Raw genomic sequence first — 18480 nt, 5'->3', positions numbered from 1 at the left:
GACAGGAGCCCGACCCGCCGTCACCCGTGAGCCATCTTACCCCGCGCTTAGTGGTGCAGCATCTCCTCCACCACCTCAGCATTCATCATCTGGTAGGGATAATAGGTCGGCCAGTTCTCCATCTCCGCCAGCAGCGCCTGGTGAGAGTCGTTGCCCGTGAAGATATGGAAATGGGCAGACTTACGCGGTCCGATCGTGTGGTCGCTGAACTGCACATATTTTGGCGCGCGGCTGTTCGCGTCTTCACAGGTAAAGAGGTAGCGCACCCCTTTTTTGCCGGAGCTGTAGGTCAGGATTTTATAGCCGTCATAGCGGTAGTGACAGGCGCTGACCTGGTCGCCCACGTGGAACTCCATCACGCCATTTTCAATACCGATGGTATCGACGCGGGTGGCATACCCTTTGCGATAATATTCTTTATATTCTGCGGCCGTTTTATGGGGATCCTGCTGCGCTTTCTTCTGCCAGACCGGGTCCAGCTCGCCACTCTGCAGCAGCGGATAGACCGACTGCCAAAGCCCGTCCCAGTCAGAAAGCGAACGATCTTTCACATCGCTGTCAGCAAAGACCCCTTCTGCGGCTTTCTGCTCCTGCGCTGACAGCGGTTTGCCATGTGCGTGACTGCCGTGTGCCTGCACCTGCTGCGTGATTAACAGCGCCGCCACGATCCCTATCCATTTACCTGCATGATTCACCACAACCTGACCCTCAGTAAAAGTTACAAAATGAAATGTTATGATATAACATTTCCATATTCAACCCATTTGCCGCTTTATCAACATTAAATCTGTTTATGGTTATCTTTCCGGTTCAGCGCCTCAGCGGGGAGAGATGGCAGGTCAGGCTGGCGGAGGGAAAACAGAGCGGATGGCCTGGCGGGCGGGCACTGACCCGCCGATAAGCCAGACGGCACAGGGGGTGAATAAGCGAAGCGACAAGGCGTACCCGCAGATAAGCGTACGTTTTCAGCCGGACGAAAAAGAGGCAGCCATCCGGATTAAATGCCCCGTTTACCCTCAGCATTGTTCAGGTTGTTCTATATTTAGTGTCGTCGAAAATAAAACAACAGCCGGAGCATGGATTAATGTCGAAAGAAACTGAGAAGAAACCCCTGAGCCACCGTGCGCCCACTACCGGACCAGAGTCGTCAGAGCCGGGTCTGGGTTCGCTGGCACCGAAAGATGGTTCGCATCAGCCACCCGCCGAACCCACTCCGCCAGGCAAGCAGCCTACCGCCCCAGGCAGCCTGAAAGCGCCACAGACCCACAACGCCAAACTCGACCAGCTTGAAGCCAGCCGTAAAAACGGCACGAACCAGCCGCTGACCACCAATCAGGGCACCCGCATCGCCAACGACCAGAACTCCCTGCGAGCCGGTACACGCGGTCCGACCCTGCTGGAAGACTTCATCATGCGTGAGAAGATCACGCACTTTGACCATGAGCGTATTCCTGAGCGTATCGTGCATGCACGCGGCTCAGCGGCACACGGCTACTTTCAGCCTTACCGCTCACTGAAAGATCTGACCAAAGCTCAGTTCCTCAGCGATCCGAATCAGACCACCCCGGTTTTCGTGCGTTTCTCCACCGTACAGGGTGGTGCTGGCTCTGCCGATACCGTGCGTGATATCCGCGGTTTCGCCGCCAAGTTCTATACCGAAGAGGGCGTGTTTGACCTGGTCGGTAACAACACCCCGGTGTTCTTTATTCAGGATGCGCATAAATTCCCTGACTTTGTGCACGCCGTTAAGCCGGAGCCGCACAATGAAATCCCGCAGGGCCAGAGCGCCCATGACACCTTCTGGGATTATGTCTCCCTGCAGCCGGAAACCATGCACAACGTCATCTGGGCGATGTCCGATCGCGGCATTCCGCGCAGCTATCGCACCATGGAAGGCTTCGGGATCCACACCTTCCGCCTGATTAACGCCGAAGGCAAAGCGACCTTTGTCCGCTTCCACTGGAAGCCGGTGGCCGGTAAAGCCTCACTGCTGTGGGATGAGTCGCAGAAACTGACCGGCCGCGATCCGGACTTCCACCGCCGCGATCTGTGGGAAGCCATTGAAGCGGGCGATTTCCCGGAATATGAACTGGGCCTGCAGCTGATCCCGGAAGAGGATGAGTTCAAATTTGACTTCGACATTCTCGATGCCACCAAACTGATCCCGGAAGCGCTGGTGCCGGTTGAAATTGTCGGCAAAATGGTGCTGAACCGTAACCCGGACAACTTCTTTGCCGAAACCGAGCAGGTGGCATTCCATCCGGGTCATATCGTGCCGGGGCTCGATTTCTCCAACGATCCGCTGCTGCAGGGTCGCCTGTTCTCCTATACCGACACGCAGATCAGTCGTCTGGGCGGCCCGAACTTCCACGAGATCCCGATTAACCGTCCGACCTGCCCTTACCATAACTTCCAGCGTCAGGGGATGCATCGTCAGGACATCGACACCAACCCGGCTAACTACGAGCCGAACTCGATCAACGACAACTGGCCGCGTGAAACCCCACCGGCGGCGAAAGGCGGCGGTTTCGAGAGCTATCAGGAGCGGATCGAAGGCCACAAGGTGCGCGAGCGCAGCCCCTCCTTCGGCGAATACTATGCCCAGCCGCGCCTGTTCTGGCAGAGCCAGACCGAGGTTGAGCAGCAGCACATCATCGGTGCCTATTCGTTTGAGCTGAGCAAAGTAGGACGTGCCTATATTCGTGAGCGCGTGGTGGATCATCTGGCGCGCATCGATACCAAACTGGCGCAGGGTGTGGCCGACAATCTGGGCATCGCCCTGACCGACGAGCAGCGCAATATCCAGCCGCCGGCACCGGTCAACGGCCTGACCAAAGATGACAGCCTGAGCCTCTATGCCGTGCCGGATGGCGAGATCAAAGGCCGACAGGTTGCACTGCTGCTGAGCGACGGCGTGAAAGCGGACGGTGTGCTGGCGATCCTGCAGGCGCTGAAAGCGGAAGGCGTGCACGCCAAACTTCTGGCGCCGCACATGGGCCAGGTGCGTGCCGACGATGGTTCCGTACTGCCGATCGACGCCACCTTCGCCGGTCTGCCTTCGCTGACCTTTGATGCGGTGATCGTACCGGATGGCAACATCGATGCGCTGCTGTTAAGTGGCGATGCCCGCTACTTCCTGCTGGAAGCCTACAAGCACCTCAAGGTCATTGGCCTGGTGGGCGACGCGCGCCGCTTCAAAGCGCAGTTCGGTCTGGGTGATGGCGATCAGGAAGAAGGCATTGTGCAGGGAGACTCGGCGGAAAGCGCCCTGACCTCTGAATTTACGCAGGCGATGAAAGCGCACCGCGTCTGGTCCCGCAGCCAGAAGGCGCAGTCTGTTCCGGCCTGATGCGTTAAGTGAATAAAAAAACCGCCCCCCGGGCGGTTTTTTTTATGGCGGAGAAAGCGGAACCCTGACGTAAAAGGCGTTCCCGTCAGAAGCTCTGCCAGTTGTCGTTGTCTGCCACGGCAACAGGCTGACGCTGTGGCGCGGCGATCGCCTTCGCGACCGGTGCGGCTGAAAACGCGGCGTGCAGCGTGCCGGTTTTGAAAACCGCGACCGTTTTACGCAGGTAACTTGCCTGCTCCTCCAGCGAGGCGGCGGCACTGGCAGACTCCTCCACCAGCGCGGCGTTCTGCTGCGTAACGCCATCCATCTCTGAGACGGCGATGCAGACCTGCTCAATGCCACGGGTCTGTTCGGTCGAGGAGGCGGCGATCTCTTCGATCAGCTGCGTGACCCGGCTTACTGATGTCACGATGCTCTCCATCGCGCTGCCCGCCTGCGCGGCGTAACCGGCACCGGTTCTGATCCGCTCAGCAGAGCGGTCAATCAGGCCGCGGATCTCCTGCGCGGCCGTGGCGCTGCGGCCAGCTAGGGATCGCACTTCACCCGCCACCACCGCAAATCCCCGACCCTGCTCCCCGGCGCGCGCCGCCTCAACGGCCGCATTCAGCGCCAGAATGTTGGTCTGAAACGCGATGCTGTCGATAATAGCGATAATCCCGGCGATCTGACCGGAGCTTTCGCTGATCTGATCCATGTTGGCGATGACCCGGGCCACCGTCTCGCCGCCCTGCACCGCCGTGGTTGACGCCTCTTTTGACACCGTGGTCGCCTGGCGGGCGTTGTCGGCGTTGAGTTTCACCGTCGAGGTGAGCTGCTCCATGCTGGCCGCGGTCTGCTCCAGCGCGGCGGCCTGCTGTTCGGTGCGGGAGGAGAGATCGCTGCTGCCCGCGGAGATCTCCGCCGCACCGGTGAAGATTGAGCGGGTAGCGTCATCAACCGAGGTGATGGTCACCACCAGCGCATCGCGCATCTGCTGCAGCTCCTGAACCAGCAGCCCCATCTCATTGCGCCCTTCCTGCTGAATCGCGGAGGTTAAATCACCGCCCGAGATGGCACGCATGTAACCGGTCAGCCTGCCGAGCGGGCCAACCAGCAGTTTTTGCAGCCCGACCCAGACCGCTGCGGCCACCACAACGGTAATCAGGCCGATGGTCAGCAGCGTCCAGAGTGCATCCGTCAGGCTGCGCTGATTATGCTCTGAGGTCGCTTTCATCAGCTGGATGTTCAGCGCACGCCAGGCCTGATAGGCGCTGTCGAGCTGATCCTGGGCGGCCTGCGCCTCCAGGTTGCCGTAAGCCGGATAGTTGCCCTGCTTCAGAAAGGTGATGGAGGCGAGCATGGTTTCACGCATCTGCTGATAGGCCGCCTTCACCTGCGTCGCCTGCGCGTCGCTCTGTTTCTCCTGCTGCGTCAGCCCCTGCCAGGCGGTGAAGTCGGCGTCGGCCGCCGCCGCAGACTGCCCCGCCTGCTCCAGCAGCGTCGCCATCGCCGCCAGCGATTTCGGGTCCTGCTGATTCTTCAGGAAACGGATCGCCACACGGTTGATGGTGACGCGGGTTTTGATCAGGGTTTTCACGGCATCGCTCAGGTGCTGCTGCTGCAGCGTCAGCTGCTCAGCGGCCACGAAGTTTTTATCGGCTTTTGCCATGCCGTTGTAGAACAGGAAACCGGTCAGGGTGAGTAAAATGATGAAGACGGCCAGCACCGCCAGAATACCGTGCGTTATTTTAAGATTTTTTATCATGTGAGCAGGCTCATATCAGAGGAGATAGTAGCGTTATCGGCCAGCGCCGCGTTTATCTGAGTGCCTGATGGAAAAGCTTTTTCACTGCGTGATGCCAGGCACACTCAGCCGGACAAAAAAAGCGCCGCGAAGGCCTCTGAGCGCATTCGCCGCTTAACATCCGCCCCTCTGCTGTGGTTGAATTCGCCCCTTACATTTTTTGCACGTGGTTATCATGCATTACATACAGAGTCTGATGCGTTTTATTGAGGGAAACAGCGTGTTGTCGGCCAGCTTCAGCCTGCTGCTGCTGATTATGGCCGGGATGGTCACTCACCTGATCTGCAAATTCTTCATCGTCAAAGTGGTCAGGAAAGTCTTCTTCAGCAGCCACAAACAGGGCGTGCCGCTGGACAAAGATGTGCGCCTCTCGCAGAAGCTCTCCAATTTTGTGCCGGTCATTGTGGTCTACAATTTCCTGCAGTTCATGCCCGGCCTGCCGGAGCATCTGAAGATCGCCGTACAGACCATCTGCGGCATCCTGTTCTTTATCTATCTGTCGATCTTCTTCAACGAAGTGCTGGAGATCGTTAACAGCTCCTATTCGCGCAAATCGAAGCGCAAGAATCACTCGATCAAAGGCTACATCCAGATTGGTAAAATCCTGGTGCACATTATCGCCGCGATCATGATTCTGGCGATTATGTCCAACAAGTCACCGGCGATCATCATCTCCTCGCTGGGTGCGGTGGCCGCCGTGCTGATGCTGATCTTCCAGCATACGCTGCTGTCGCTGGTGGCCAATATTCAGCTCTCCTCCAACGACGTGCTGCAGCTGGGCGACTGGATTGAGATGCCGGATAACAATATCAGTGGTGAGGTGATCGATATTGCGCTGCACACCATCACCATCCGCAACTGGGACAACACCATTTCGCGCATCCCGACCAAGAACTTCCTGACCGAGACCTACACGAACTGGCAGGCGATGTTCTCCTCCGGTGCGCGCCGTATCATGCGCAGCTTTTATCTGGATCAGAAGTCGATCACCTTTGTGAATCAGGAGATGTTGCAGTCGATGAGCCAGATCCGCATCGCCAGCGAAGCGATTACCGGGCTGCTGGACGGGCGCGACATCAGCGCTGTGGGCGACCGCTGGTTTATGGAGAACGGCATTACCAATCTGATGGTGTTTCGTAAGTTCCTGACCGCCTGGCTCGCCCAGCGTCACGATATTCAGAAAGAGATGTATATCGTGGTGCGGCCCCTGAAACCGTCACCGGATGGGTTACCGGTGGAGATCTACTGCTTCACCTCCTCCATTCTGTGGGTGGATTATGAGAATACCCAGGCGGAAATTTTTGAGTTTATCTATTCGATGGCCCGTCTGTTTGAACTGCAGATCTATCAGCATCCGGCGGGGTCCGATTTCGCCCGGCTGGCTCAGCCGCACCCCGGAAGCCGGGACGCGCAGCAGAGCAGCGAACAGTAACCCCCCCACGCGCGGCGGCCCCTGCTGCCGCGCAGTTCAGCTTTTACTCAGCGCATAGTTCAACACTCTGTCATTTTTCATCTGCACGGTCAGCGTCTGCCCCTCGGTGGTATTCAGGGTGCGCGCCTCACTGTAGGTCCATTTCAGCAGCCGCTGCCCGTCCGGGTAGGGTGTTTCACTGTCGGGCTGGCCGAACAGGGCGATCAGCTGGGCTTTGGTGGTCTGACCGGCATGAATCTGCTGCAGATGCGTATTGTCCAGCCGGTGTCCGACCCGGTTAGAGCAGGCAGAAAGCAGCAGCAACACGGCTAACAGGGCGTTTTTCCTCACATCCTCTCCTTAAACATTCAGCGTCACGGGCGAGCCTGTCCGGACGTGCCTGAGCTTATAGCGAATCCGCCCCCTGCGTCAGCCTTTTCTGCGCCGCCCCCGCTTTCACTCATCCCGGATCACGCTGATTCAGCGTCATAAACGCAAATTTTGTTCACCAGCCCCTCCGCCGCCCGGCGAGGGCAACATCTTAGTCTATGATTATTCACTGTAGCCGCGTGGAAGCGGTCTCACCGCCCTTTTCCACCGCATCACACTGAATACCAGTCCAGCTTCCTGGCTGAAGAGACGCGCCGGCCCACCCGGCATCCTGGTCTCGCTGGCAGGTTTATGATTTTTGACATTTGCATGATCAACATCCTTTTCGCGCGATGGACGCCATTGCGCATTTCCAGGCTAAATGAGGCAACTGAATGGAATCCAAATCTTTTTCCAAAAGCTGGGGCGCTGAACGGGTTGCCCGTGATGAGGTGCGTTTTCGCCTCTGGGCAACCGGCCAGCAACGTGTGACGCTGCGCCTCTCCGGTAAAGACATAGAGATGACTCCGCAGGCTGACGGCTGGTTTGAGACGCAGGTCGCCGGTGTGGCCGCCGGCGCGGAGTATGACTTTGTGCTGGCAGATGGCACAGCCGTGCCCGATCCCGCCGCCCGCGCCCAGAAAGCGGAGGTCAACGGTCCCTCTCTGGTGATCGATCCTGATGCTTATCAGTGGCAGAACACCGCGTGGCGCGGCCGTCCGTGGCCGGAGTCGGTGGTGTATGAACTGCACATCGGCACCTTTACCCCCGAAGGCACTTTCCGGGCCGCGATTGAGAAGCTTCCGGTGCTGGCGGAAACCGGCATTACCATGATCGAGGTGCTCCCGGTGTCGCAGTTTGGCGGCAACCGCGGCTGGGGCTACGACGGCGTGCTGCTCTATGCACCGCACGCCGCCTACGGCACACCCGATGATTTCAAAGCCTTTATCGACGCAGCGCACGGCCACGGTCTGTCTGTGGTGCTCGATATTGTGCTGAACCACTTCGGCCCGGAGGGCAACTATCTGCCCCTGCTCTCGCCTGACTTCTTCCATCAGGAGCGCAAGACGCCGTGGGGGGCAGGCATCGCCTATGACGTTGATGCGGTTCGTCGCTACATTGTGGAGGCGCCGCTCTACTGGCTGCAGGAGTTTAATCTCGACGGCCTGCGTTTTGACGCCATCGATCAGATTGACGATCCCAGCGAAAAGCATGTGCTGATTGAGATTGCCGAGCGTATCCGCTCGACGATTACCGATCGCCCTATCCATCTCACCACCGAAGACTGCCGCAATGTCACCTTCCTTCATCCGCGTGATGAAAAAGGCGAGGCTCCGCTGTTCACGGGGGAGTGGAACGATGACTTCCACAACGCCGTGCATGTGCTGGCGACCGGGGAAGATCACGCTTACTACCAGGACTTTGCCGATCATCCGGCGCAGCAGGTGGCGCGGGCGCTGGCAGAAGGCTTTGTCTATCAGGGCGAAGTGTCGAAGCAGTCAGGTGAACCGCGTGGGGTGAAAAGCAGCAGCCAGCCGCCGGTGGCCTTTGTCGACTTTATCCAGAACCACGATCAGACGGGCAACCGGGCGCAGGGCGAAAGGCTCATCAGCCTGGCTGGCGCCGCGCGCACTCAGGTGCTGCTGGCCACCCTGCTGGTCTCGCCGCATATCCCGCTGCTGTTCATGGGCGAAGAGTATGGCGAAACCCAGCCGTTCCTGTTCTTCACCGATTTCCACGGCGATCTGGCTAAAGCGGTGCGCGAAGGCCGCGCCAGAGAATTTGAAGGCCATGCCGGTCACGGTGAAACCGTGCCGGACCCTAATGATGTGACCACCTTTGAACAGTCGAAACTTAACTGGCAGAAGAGGGAGACGCCGGAAGGCCAGCAGTGGCTGGCACTGACGCGCCAGCTGCTCAGCCTGCGTCAGCAGCATATCGTGCCGCTGCTGCAGAGCGCCGGGGGGGACGCCGGCCAGGTGATCACGACGTCAGAGGGCTTCCTCGCGGTGCGCTGGGACTTCCCGGCGGGCACGCTCTCCCTGGCGCTGAACGTCAGCAACCGCACGCAGCCGATCCCCGATCTGCCGGGTAAGACCCTGTTTGCCTGGCCGCAGGCCGCAACTGAACTTGCGCCTGACTCTATCGTGGTGCGTCTGGCTAAGGGAGAAACCGCATGACTATTCCAACCGCAACCTATCGCATCCAGTTCCGCAACGGCATGACCTTTGACCGCGCCGCGGCGCTGGTGCCCTATCTGAAACAGCTTGGGATCAGCCATCTCTACGCCTCGCCGATCTTCAGCGCGACCGCGGAGTCCACCCACGGCTATGACGTCACCGACGTCAACGAGATTGAGCCCGCCATTGGCGGACGCGAAGGATTTGATCGGATGGTCGCCGCGCTGCAGGCCGCCGGGCTGGGCCTGATCCTCGACATTGTGCCGAACCATATGGCCGCGTCGCTGGAGAACCCGTGGTGGCGCGACGTGATCGAACATGGTGAACAGAGTCGCTACGCCACCTATTTTGATATCGACTGGTCACGTCGCCTGACACTGCCGTTCCTCGGTGACACCTTTGAGGCGGTGCTGGCGAATGGCGAGATCAGCGTGCAGCGCGACCCGCAGAGCGGCAAGCCGGCGCTGGCCTACTTTGACAATTTCTACCCGCTGGACCCACAGACCTGGCAGGATCGGGAAGAGGCGGTGCTCGCCCTGCGCGATGCCGCAGAGATCGCAGCCCTGCATGACCAGCAGCCGTGGCGACTGATGTCCTGGCGCGACGCGCCGCGCGACCTCTCCTACCGGCGTTTCTTTGAGGTGACCGGTCTGGTGGGCGTGCGCGTGGAGGACAAAACGGTCTTTGACGCTGCGCATCAGCTGATTCTTGAACTGGTTCACAGCGGCGCGGTGCAGGGCTTGCGGGTGGATCACGTCGATGGCCTGGCCGATCCGCGCGGCTATCTGGAGCAGCTGCGCCAGGCGGCGGGTCCCGACTGCTACCTCACCGTGGAGAAGATCCTGGGAGAGGATGAACAGTTGCCGGATGAGTGGCCGGTTTCCGGCACCACCGGTTATGAGTTTATGGCGGCGCTCGCCAACCTGCTGGTCGACAGCGATCGCCTGAGTGGCCTGCGCAAAGCCTATCAGGCGGTGATTGGCAAAACCGTGGACATGAAAGCGGAGCTGCGCGCCGCCAAGCTATTGATGGCGAACCGTAATTTTGCCGGTGAATTTAACCGGTTACTCCAGCTGGCGCTGACGATTGCCGACGCAGAGGGCACGCCACAGCCGGAGCCTGAGCTGAAAAATGCGCTGCGCGAGCTGCTGGTGGCGTTCCCGGTCTATCGCACTTACGGCACCCCGGAGGGCCTGACCCCTGCCGACCAGCAGCTGCTGCAGCAGGTGGTCAGTCAGGTGAAAGCCAGCGCCACGGCACCAGACAGCGCGGCGCTCGACTTTCTGACCCGGATTCTGCGGGCAGAGGTCGCCTCTGCGGCCCGCGAGGATGCCACGCAGTTCCGCACCCGCTTCCAGCAGCTGACCGGCCCGCTGATGGCGAAGTCTGTTGAAGATACGCTGTTCTTCCGTCAGCACATGGCGCTGGCGCTGAATGAGGTCGGCGCTGAACCGCTGGCGCGTCACTTCTCGCTGGCGCAGTTCCACGCCGAAATGCAGGCGCGGCGCGAACATCAGCCCGATGCACTGTCGGGTACCTCAACGCACGACACCAAACGCGGTGAAGATGCGCGTGCGCGGCTCTATACCCTGACCGAAGCGCCGCAGCGCTGGGCGGATTGCGTGAGCCGCTGGCGGGAGATGAATCAGGATCAGGTGGTGCGGCTGAAAGATGGCCCGGCACCGGAGCCGGCGGTCGAATGGATGCTCTATGAAGCGCTGGCCGGAGTCTGGCCGACCACCCTGCAACCGGACGACGCAGAAGGTCTGGCAGCGCTGGAGGCCCGCTTTGTGGTTTACGTGGAAAAAGCGCTGCGTGAAGCCAAGCTGCGCACCGACTGGGCCGACAACAATGACGCCTATGAAGAGGCGGTGCTGGGCTATGCCCGTCACCTGCTCTCGCCCGCCAGTCACGCCTTCCTTAATGACTTCTGCGAGGCGCTGCAGCCCTTTATCCGCGCGGGCCTGGTCAACAGTCTGACCCAGACCGTGGTGAAACTCACCGCGCCGGGCGTGCCCGATATTTATCAGGGCAGCGAGGCGCTGGACTTCAGCCTGGTCGACCCCGATAACCGCCGCGAGCCCGACTTTGACGCGCTGGCCGCCATGCTCAGTGCGCCGCAGCACGACGGCAGTGAGACCCACTGGCGGCGTGGCCAGGTTAATCAGCAGGCGATTGTGAAGCTGCTGGCGCTGCGCCAGCAGCAACCTGACCTGTTCCGCCACGGCGACTATCTGGCGCTGGAAGCCGGGGGTGGGCAGCCGGACAAGGTGCTGGCCTTTGCCCGCACCCATGGGGAGCAGGCGGTGATTGTCATTGTGTCGCGCCGGGTCTTTGACGCCCTGCCGGAAAACCTGGATCAGCCGCCTGCGGCGCGCTGGGCAGAGATCAGCCTCGCCCTGCCGGACGGGCTGCGTCAGCGCCATTATGAGGATGTGCTGAGCGGTAACACGCTCGATGCGGGCGATGCGCTGGCGCTGGGCGACCTGGCGTCGCAGTGGTGCGCCGTGCTGGTGGCACGCTGAAACCTTTTTTCTGTTACGCGTCAATCTGTTCACTGAATAACGAGGCATCAATGTCAAACAGTCAGCGTTTTGAAATTACGGCGGGTTACAGTCATTTGCTGGGGGCAAACTTTGATGGTCAGGGCGTAAACTTCGCCCTGTTCAGTGCCCACGCCGAGCGGGTGGAACTCTGTCTGTACGATCCCAGCGGTAAAACGGAAATCGCCCGTCTGGAGCTGCCGGAATATACCCATGAAATCTGGCACGGCTATGTGCCGGGTCTGAAGCCGGGTGCGCTGTATGGCTATCGCGTCTATGGTCCCTACGACCCGGAGAATGGTCATCGCTTTAACCCGAACAAGCTGCTGCTCGATCCCTACGCCCGCGAACTGGCGGGCGACATCGCCTGGAACGAGGCGCACTTCGCCTACGATCTCTATCACGACGATAAAGATCTCACCTTTGACAGCCGCGACAGCGCGCCGTTTACACCGAAGTGCCGGGTGGTCGATCCCAACGAGTTTGACTGGCAGGACAGGAACCGTCCGAACGTGCCATGGCCGAAAACGGTGATCTATGAAACCCACGTTAAAGGCTTTACCCAGCTCAACACGGCGCTGCCGCCCGAACTGCGCGGCACCTTTGACGGCATGGGCCATAAAGCGACCGTCGACTACATCAAAAGCTTAGGCATTACTTCGGTCGAGCTGCTACCGGTGCACTGGTTCCCGGACGATCAGCATCTGCTGGATAAAGGGCTGAAAAACTTCTGGGGCTACAACACGCTGGGCTTCTTTGCGCCCGCGACCCGCTACTTCGGTCCGCGCGGCATTCAGGGCTTCCGCGACATGGTTCGCGCCTTTCATGATGCCGGCATTGAGGTGATCCTCGACGTGGTTTACAACCACACCGCCGAGGGGAATGAGCTGGGGCCGACGCTGTCGTTTAAAGGCATCGATAACTTCTCCTACTACCGGACCCTGCCGGACCAGCACCGCTACTACATCAACGACACCGGAACCGGCAACACCGTCAACACCTCGCATCCGCGCGTGCTGCAGATGGTGCTCGATTCGCTGCGCTACTGGTCTGAGTCGATGCATATCGACGGTTTCCGTTTTGACCTCGGCACCATTCTTGGACGCGAACCGGATGGCTTTGACCCGCGCGGCGGCTTCTTCGATGCCGTAATGCAGGACCCGATCCTGTCACAGAAAAAGCTGATTGGTGAACCCTGGGATATCGGACCGGGTGGCTATCAGGTGGGCAGCTTCCCGCCCGGCTGGGCAGAGTGGAACGATCAGTATCGCGACACGGTGCGCGACTACTGGAAGGGCAACAACGTTTCGACCGACTTTGCTGCCCGTCTGCTCGGATCCGGCGATCTTTACGATCAGCACGGCCGTCGCCCGTGGGCCAGCGTCAACTTCGTGACGGCGCACGATGGCTTCACGCTCAACGACCTGGTCTCCTACAACGACAAGCACAACGATGAGAATGGCGAAGATAACAACGACGGTCACAATGACAACCGCTCGTACAACTATGGCGCGGAAGGCCCGACGGACGACGAAGGCATCAACGCCGTACGCGAGCGCCAGAAGCGCAACTTCCTCGCTACCCTGATCTTCTCACACGGCACGCCGATGCTGCTGGCAGGCGATGAGTTTGGCCGCAGCCAGATGGGCAACAACAACGGCTACTGCCAGGACAGTGAAATCTCCTGGGTTCACTGGGATAACCTGCCGGAATCCGCCGAAGCGCTGCGTGCGTTCACCCGCCAGATCCTGAGCCTGCGTGCTCAGCAGCCTCTGCTGCGTCGGGAGAACTGGCGCGACGGCATGGATATCAAATGGTTTAACGCCGGCGGCGGGTTCCAGCAGAGTGAGCAGTGGGATGAAGGCTCCACGCTGGGCGTCTATATCGGGCGGCCCGACCTGCAGACCGAAGAGGGCATCTGGCACGATGTGCTGATGCTGCTTAACCCGTTTGAGGGCAACGTGCCCTTCCGCATCCCGCAGTTTGGTGAAGGGGGCTGGGTGCTGGAGCTGACCACCAGCGATGTGGCGAAACGCGGTCTGGTCATCACCAAAGAGAAGGATTTTGAGCTGGAAGGACGCAGCTTCGCACTGTTCAGACGTCCCTGATAAGGGATGACAGTAAGGCTTCAGGCGCAGCGCCTCTGACGCTGCGCTTGAATTTCTGGCAATCACTGCCAGGCTTAACCGGTTGTTAAATGTGAAAATTGATGCTGATAAGGAGGCATAATGTCCAGATTTACGCAGAAAGTTGTGGTTGTGACAGGTGCCGGGTCCGGCATTGGTGAGGCGAGCGCAAAACGCTTTGCAGAAGAAGGCGCGTCAGTGGTGCTGGTGGGACGCACCGCGCAGAAACTCGAAGAGACGCTGGCCGGACTGACGCCGGGTGACCACCTGGTAGCGGCCTGCGACGTCTCAGACGCTGCCCAGGTTAAACAACTGTCAGAAACCGTGCTGAACAAATATGGCCGGGTTGACGTGCTGGTGAATAATGCTGGTGTGATTGTACAGGGCCGCATCCATGAAGTGGACCTTGAGGACTGGAAAACGCTGATGAAAACCGACCTGGACGGGGTTTTCCATGGCGTTCACTACTTCATGCCTGCCCTGCTGAAGAGCAAAGGTAACGTGGTTAACATCTCCTCGGTCTCCGGCTTAGGCGGTGACTGGGGCATGAGCATCTACAATGCCGCCAAAGGGGCGATCACCAACTTTACCCGCGCTCTGGCGATGGACTACGGCGCGGACGGCGTCCGCATCAATGCGATCTGCCCGGGCTTTACCTTTACCGATCTGACGGAAGATACCAAACAGGATCCGGCGCTGCTTGAGCGCTTTTACGATCGTATTCCACTGCGTCGCGCGGGTGAGGCGGATGATATCGCCAGGGCTATTGTCTTTATTGCCAGCGATGAGGCGAGCTATATTACCGGCGTCAATCTGCCGGTCGATGGCGGGCTGACCGCATCAAACGGACAGCCTAAACAGGCATAATCCTCAGGGCAGCGTCTTAACGCTGCCCTTTTTTAATTCAGACTATCCCGCTTCTATTCCCGCCCTTATCTGCTTTCCCGGAAAAAGAGCCCGGCGCTTAATGTTTTGGCGTATGACGGGTTGGCGTGGCAGCGCGTGCCGGTTTAATTACCGTACTGCTGCCCGGACAAATAAAAGTACTCAGGCAGGCATTACAGAGAATGGCATTGGCATGATGTATTTTCGCCACGGTCAGCGCCTGCTGACGGGTATAAAGCGAACCAATAAACACGCGCTTATCGTTCTTTGACAGATTAACGCAACCTTCTTTGTGTAAAATCCATCCACCCATGGGACGCGGGCACAGATAATAATAGCTGGCTTTGAGCATGGTAGTCATCCTGATAGTTGCTGTATGTGTCTTAAAAAAACGAACCAAAATTCGTAAGAGATTTTATTTGTAATCTGAAGCTTTATTAAACTAACTGAGAATTATCCCTAAAACCACTTTATTACAGAGGGCGGACTGACTTTGAGAATATGCCCTTTTTACCCGCTTCACTCGCTTCAGCTATTTATCGCCGCCGATCCCCGCCTGCCGCTTCAGCGCGTCATAAGCATTTACCGTGCTAATGCATGCCAGAACAGCGCAAAATTGAAATTAACCTTATAAAACAATTATTTAAGATGAGCTCCTTCAGAAATAAAAGCTTCTGCCGTCCGGGTCATATCAGACGCAGCGCTGGAATCACTTACCCCCGCAGGGGTAATTATGAGTATTAATGAACTGAAGCTGAAAAAGCGTGAAAGCGACAGAGGGCGCGCCTTTAAGCGGAACGCTAAATCCCCCGGCTTCGCGGATTTATCAATACCGGTGGACGCATCCAGCCGTGCCCGGTTTGCAAAAGTAAAACGAACGGTTTACTTTTAAGGGATGAAAAAACGCGATGACATCATTCAGGCTGCCGAGCGGCTGTTTTACACCCACGGGTTCCACGCCACCAGTACCGACCAGCTCTGTCGGGAAGCGGGCGTCTCCACCCGAACCTTCTATCATCACTTTCCCTCACGCGAGGCGATGACCGCTGCGGTGATGGCGGCGCGTGAGCAGCGCTTTATGGCTGAGCTGCTGCCGGCCCACCAGCCGGAGGCGATCGCGCAGCTGTTTAGCGTGCTGGCCAGCTGGACAGAGGCAAACGGTGCGCACGGCTGCTTCTTCCTTAAAGCCTGGGGAGAATATGCCGGACGGGATCAGGCGCTGGCAGAGCAGGCGCTGGCATTCCGCGCCGCCATGCGCCGCTACATCACCGACTGTGTAACCTGCCTGCACGGTGCCGAAGATCGATCATTGAGCGATGCCATCTGGATGCTTTTTGAAGGGGCGATTACCACCGCGCTGATTACCGGCCCCGCCGCCGCGCAGCATGCGGCGCAGATCGCCAGCCAGCTGCTGCTCCAGAAAGGGGCTTCCTGATGAGGTCGCCTGCTGCCCTGGCTCTGACCGGCTTCAGCCTGATCGCGGTAACCTATGGCATGGCCCGCTTCTCATGGGGGCTGATGCTGCCCGCCATATCGGCAGCGATCCCGTTAAGCCCACAGCAGACGGGTCTGCTCTCCGCCTGCAGCTTTGTCTCTTACTGTCTGACCATTCTCAGCGCCGCGGCGCTGGCCCGGCGCTACGGTGCGCGGCTGACGGCGCTACTCGCCTCACTCTGTGCGACGGCAGGTCTGCTGCTGCTTGCCCTCGCCACCTCGCCGCTGCTGCTGGCGGCCGGACTCTTTATCGCCGGATTCAGTTCCGGCCTGGCGTCTCCCGCCCTGGCGGCGGCAGTCAGTGCCTGTGTGCCCGCGGCGCGCCAGCCGCGCATCAACACCCTGATCAATGCCGGTACCAGCGCGGGGATTATCCTCTCCGTTATCATTCTCGGCACGCTGCCGGGCGGCTGGCGCGCCGCCTGCGGGCTCTTCGCCCTGCTCGCTCTGGCCTGTGCGCTGCCGGTGATGCGTCACTTATCCTCTCACACCGCTGCTCACAGGCCGCAGAAGCGTCACGGGCAGCCGCGCCTGTACTGCCGCGCGCTGCGGCGGCTGATGGGCATTGCGCTTGTTTCAGGTCTGATCAGTGCGGCCTGGTGGAGTTTTGGATCGGTGCTGCTGCGTCAGCACGTCGGCATGGATGCGGAGAGCGCCCGTTTGCTCTGGCTGATTGCCGGAGGAGCGGGCATTGCCGGTGTGCTTACCGGCCCGCTGGCTGCCCGTATCGGACTGAATGGGGTCTACCGGCTCGCGCTGTGCGGAATGGCCGTGCCGCTGCTGGTGCTGGCTTTGAGCCGGGGCGACTCTGCGGGCTTAATGGTGGCGGTGGCCTGTTGTGGCGCAGGTTATGTCACGCTGTCAGGGGTGTTGCTGGTCTGGGGCGCGCAGGCCACCGCTGACGATCCGGCAACCGGCGTCGGGATGCTGTTCTTTATGCTGGCGGCAGGTCAGGTGGTGGGATCGCTGCTGTTTGGCCAGCTCTATGCCGCGCTGGGCGCCGTTACGGCTTTGACGCTGTTTGCTGCCAGTGCCCTGCTGCTGCTGTTTGTTGCCCCGCGCCGTGTGAAAGCGCCACAGCGCGATCGGCGGCAGCCGTGAACAGAGCGAAAAGAGGGATAACGCACATTTTTTGGCGAATAAATATAACCTCCGCACGCGGAGTATATTAAGCGTGGCGGGCGATAGCGGAATTAATCAGTTCAGCGCCCGGATATTATTAATGCGCGGATTAATCGTCTGCTCAGTTAAATCGTCATCGGCACCAAGATAATAAGGCACGACGCAATGCCTGCCATCTTTGGTAAAAATAATCTGGTTATCGTGCAGAAATAGCGCAGTGAAATGACCGAGCACCACACCATTTAATTCAAAGCAGTGATTTCTCGCGGCGCGCAGCCCCTGCTTACTTTTCAGAAAATCAACAAATCGCATCACGCGCACCCCCGGATATTAAATCAGCTCAACCGAAACCGCAGAGATAATAGCCCTAACCCTGGAATGAATCATCCGGCTGGCGCGGTTTTCAGAAAAGGCTTAATACCCCCGGATATCGCCTCTTTCATGCTGCCTGGCATTCTGCCCTCCGATTTGCCAGGATTAATCCTGGTAAGCGAGCCGACAGGAGAGAATGCGCACCCGCAAGATTTTCATTGCGTCCCCTGACGACCCGCTATACCGTTGTTTTTTTCACCGGGTAAAGCCGTTAAAGATAATACCGGAGCGTGACAATGGAAATTTTTGCAGCAGAGGATGTTCATATCCCGGCGATTCAGCAGATTTACGCCTGGCATGTCCTTAATGGCACCGGCTCGTTTGAGACGGTTCCGCCTGACGTCGCCGAAATCGCCGGGCGGATGCATAAGATTCAGCAGGCGGGCCTGCCGTGGTTTATCGCCGTCAGCGACGGTGAGGTGCGCGGTTTCTGCTATCTGGCCCCCTATCGTCCGCGCCATGCGTACCGGCACACGCTGGAAGATTCGATCTATATCGATCCGGGATTTCAGCAGCGTGGCGTCGGGTCACGCCTGTTACATCACGCGATTGCCTGGGCAGAGCAGGCGGGGTTTCGTCAGCTGATCGCTAATGTAGGCGACAGCGGGAACCAGGGCTCCATTGCGCTGCATCGCGCAGCGGGCTTTGAGATGACCGGCATCCTGCGTTCGGTCGGGTTCAAACAGGGCCGCTGGCTGGATACGGTTTTTATGCAGCGTGCGCTGGGAAAAGGTGATTCAGCGCTTCCTGTCGACTAAAATAGTTCCAGAGTAAGAAAGGCGCACTCCCCCTCGTTCTCCCCAGGAGAACCTTCTGGTAAGGTGTGTTAACAAAAAATAAAAAATC

At 59.1% G+C, this 18480-nt stretch carries 15 protein-coding genes; 10 read left to right on the top strand and 5 right to left on the bottom strand.

What is annotated here, in order from left to right; all coding sequences use genetic code 11:
* Nucleotides 1–47: 47 nt before the first annotated feature.
* Nucleotides 48–698, bottom strand: coding sequence for a metal-binding protein ZinT (gene zinT / locus HFD97_RS04800; RefSeq protein WP_369974594.1), 651 nt, complete (start codon nt 696–698; stop codon nt 48–50).
* A gap of 386 nt (nt 699–1084) precedes the next feature.
* Between zinT and katE the strand changes: the two genes are divergently transcribed.
* Nucleotides 1085–3349 (top strand): catalase HPII, encoded by a 2265-nt coding sequence (katE, locus tag HFD97_RS04795; protein WP_140028490.1) that lies wholly within the window; start codon nt 1085–1087, stop codon nt 3347–3349.
* A gap of 85 nt (nt 3350–3434) precedes the next feature.
* Here katE and HFD97_RS04790 read toward each other — a convergent pair whose 3' ends face one another.
* Nucleotides 3435–5093, bottom strand: a complete 1659-nt coding sequence (locus tag HFD97_RS04790) for a methyl-accepting chemotaxis protein (protein WP_009090421.1) — start codon at nt 5091–5093, stop codon at nt 3435–3437.
* A 214-nt stretch (nt 5094–5307) separates the two neighbouring features.
* Here HFD97_RS04790 and HFD97_RS04785 point away from each other — a divergent pair, with 214 nt between their 5' ends.
* Entirely contained in the window at nt 5308–6564 is a 1257-nt protein-coding gene (locus tag HFD97_RS04785; protein ID WP_009090423.1) for a mechanosensitive ion channel family protein, read from the top strand.
* A gap of 36 nt (nt 6565–6600) precedes the next feature.
* Here the strand turns inward: HFD97_RS04785 and HFD97_RS04780 are convergent, their stop codons facing one another.
* Complete coding sequence (locus tag HFD97_RS04780) at nt 6601–6894, bottom strand: hypothetical protein (RefSeq protein ID WP_046101752.1); 294 nt, start codon at nt 6892–6894, stop codon at nt 6601–6603.
* Nucleotides 6895–7307: 413 nt separating this feature from the next.
* Between HFD97_RS04780 and treZ the strand changes: the two genes are divergently transcribed.
* From treZ to HFD97_RS04760, 4 genes are all read left to right on the top strand, one after another.
* Nucleotides 7308–9092, top strand: a complete 1785-nt coding sequence (gene treZ / locus HFD97_RS04775; RefSeq protein ID WP_167430887.1) for a malto-oligosyltrehalose trehalohydrolase — start codon at nt 7308–7310, stop codon at nt 9090–9092.
* Nucleotides 9089–11617, top strand: a complete 2529-nt coding sequence (treY, locus tag HFD97_RS04770; RefSeq protein WP_167430888.1) for a malto-oligosyltrehalose synthase — start codon at nt 9089–9091, stop codon at nt 11615–11617. Before treZ ends, treY begins: the two co-directional genes overlap by 4 nt.
* Nucleotides 11618–11667: 50 nt before the next feature.
* Nucleotides 11668–13743, top strand: a complete 2076-nt coding sequence (glgX, locus tag HFD97_RS04765) for a glycogen debranching protein GlgX (RefSeq protein ID WP_058956644.1) — start codon at nt 11668–11670, stop codon at nt 13741–13743.
* Between the two features lie 120 nt (nt 13744–13863).
* Entirely contained in the window at nt 13864–14628 is a 765-nt protein-coding gene (locus HFD97_RS04760; RefSeq protein ID WP_009090434.1) for an SDR family NAD(P)-dependent oxidoreductase, read from the top strand.
* A 97-nt stretch (nt 14629–14725) separates the two neighbouring features.
* Here HFD97_RS04760 and HFD97_RS04755 read toward each other — a convergent pair whose 3' ends face one another.
* Nucleotides 14726–14998 carry a hypothetical protein gene (locus HFD97_RS04755; protein ID WP_167430889.1) on the bottom strand — a complete coding sequence of 91 codons (273 nt, stop codon included), beginning with the start codon at nt 14996–14998 and terminating at the stop codon, nt 14726–14728.
* A 381-nt stretch (nt 14999–15379) separates the two neighbouring features.
* Here HFD97_RS04755 and HFD97_RS04750 point away from each other — a divergent pair, with 381 nt between their 5' ends.
* Genes HFD97_RS04750 through HFD97_RS04740 form a run of 3 tightly spaced genes read left to right on the top strand, consistent with a single transcriptional unit; the run spans nt 15380 to nt 17241 of the window.
* Nucleotides 15380–15538: a hypothetical protein gene (locus HFD97_RS04750; RefSeq protein ID WP_167428252.1), complete on the top strand. Its 159-nt coding sequence runs from the start codon at nt 15380–15382 to the stop codon at nt 15536–15538.
* A 3-nt stretch (nt 15539–15541) separates the two neighbouring features.
* The gene (locus HFD97_RS04745; RefSeq protein WP_140925215.1) at nt 15542–16081 is read left to right on the top strand and encodes a TetR/AcrR family transcriptional regulator; all 540 of its coding nucleotides are present in this window, start codon (nt 15542–15544) and stop codon (nt 16079–16081) included.
* Nucleotides 16081–17241, top strand: a complete 1161-nt coding sequence (locus HFD97_RS04740) for an MFS transporter (protein WP_111207406.1) — start codon at nt 16081–16083, stop codon at nt 17239–17241. The genes HFD97_RS04745 and HFD97_RS04740 overlap by 1 nt, the downstream gene beginning before the upstream one ends.
* Before the next feature lie 96 nt (nt 17242–17337).
* Here the strand turns inward: HFD97_RS04740 and HFD97_RS04735 are convergent, their stop codons facing one another.
* Nucleotides 17338–17574, bottom strand: a complete 237-nt coding sequence (locus HFD97_RS04735; protein WP_009090441.1) for a hypothetical protein — start codon at nt 17572–17574, stop codon at nt 17338–17340.
* A gap of 296 nt (nt 17575–17870) precedes the next feature.
* Between HFD97_RS04735 and HFD97_RS04730 the strand changes: the two genes are divergently transcribed.
* Nucleotides 17871–18392: a GNAT family N-acetyltransferase gene (locus tag HFD97_RS04730; RefSeq protein WP_009090443.1), complete on the top strand. Its 522-nt coding sequence runs from the start codon at nt 17871–17873 to the stop codon at nt 18390–18392.
* Nucleotides 18393–18480 lie beyond the last annotated feature (88 nt).

The sequence above is a fragment of the Pantoea sp. EKM103V genome (assembly GCF_011800365.1).
Taxonomy (GTDB): Bacteria; Pseudomonadota; Gammaproteobacteria; order Enterobacterales; family Enterobacteriaceae; genus Pantoea; species Pantoea anthophila.
This window is presented reverse-complemented; position numbering and strand designations above follow the sequence as displayed.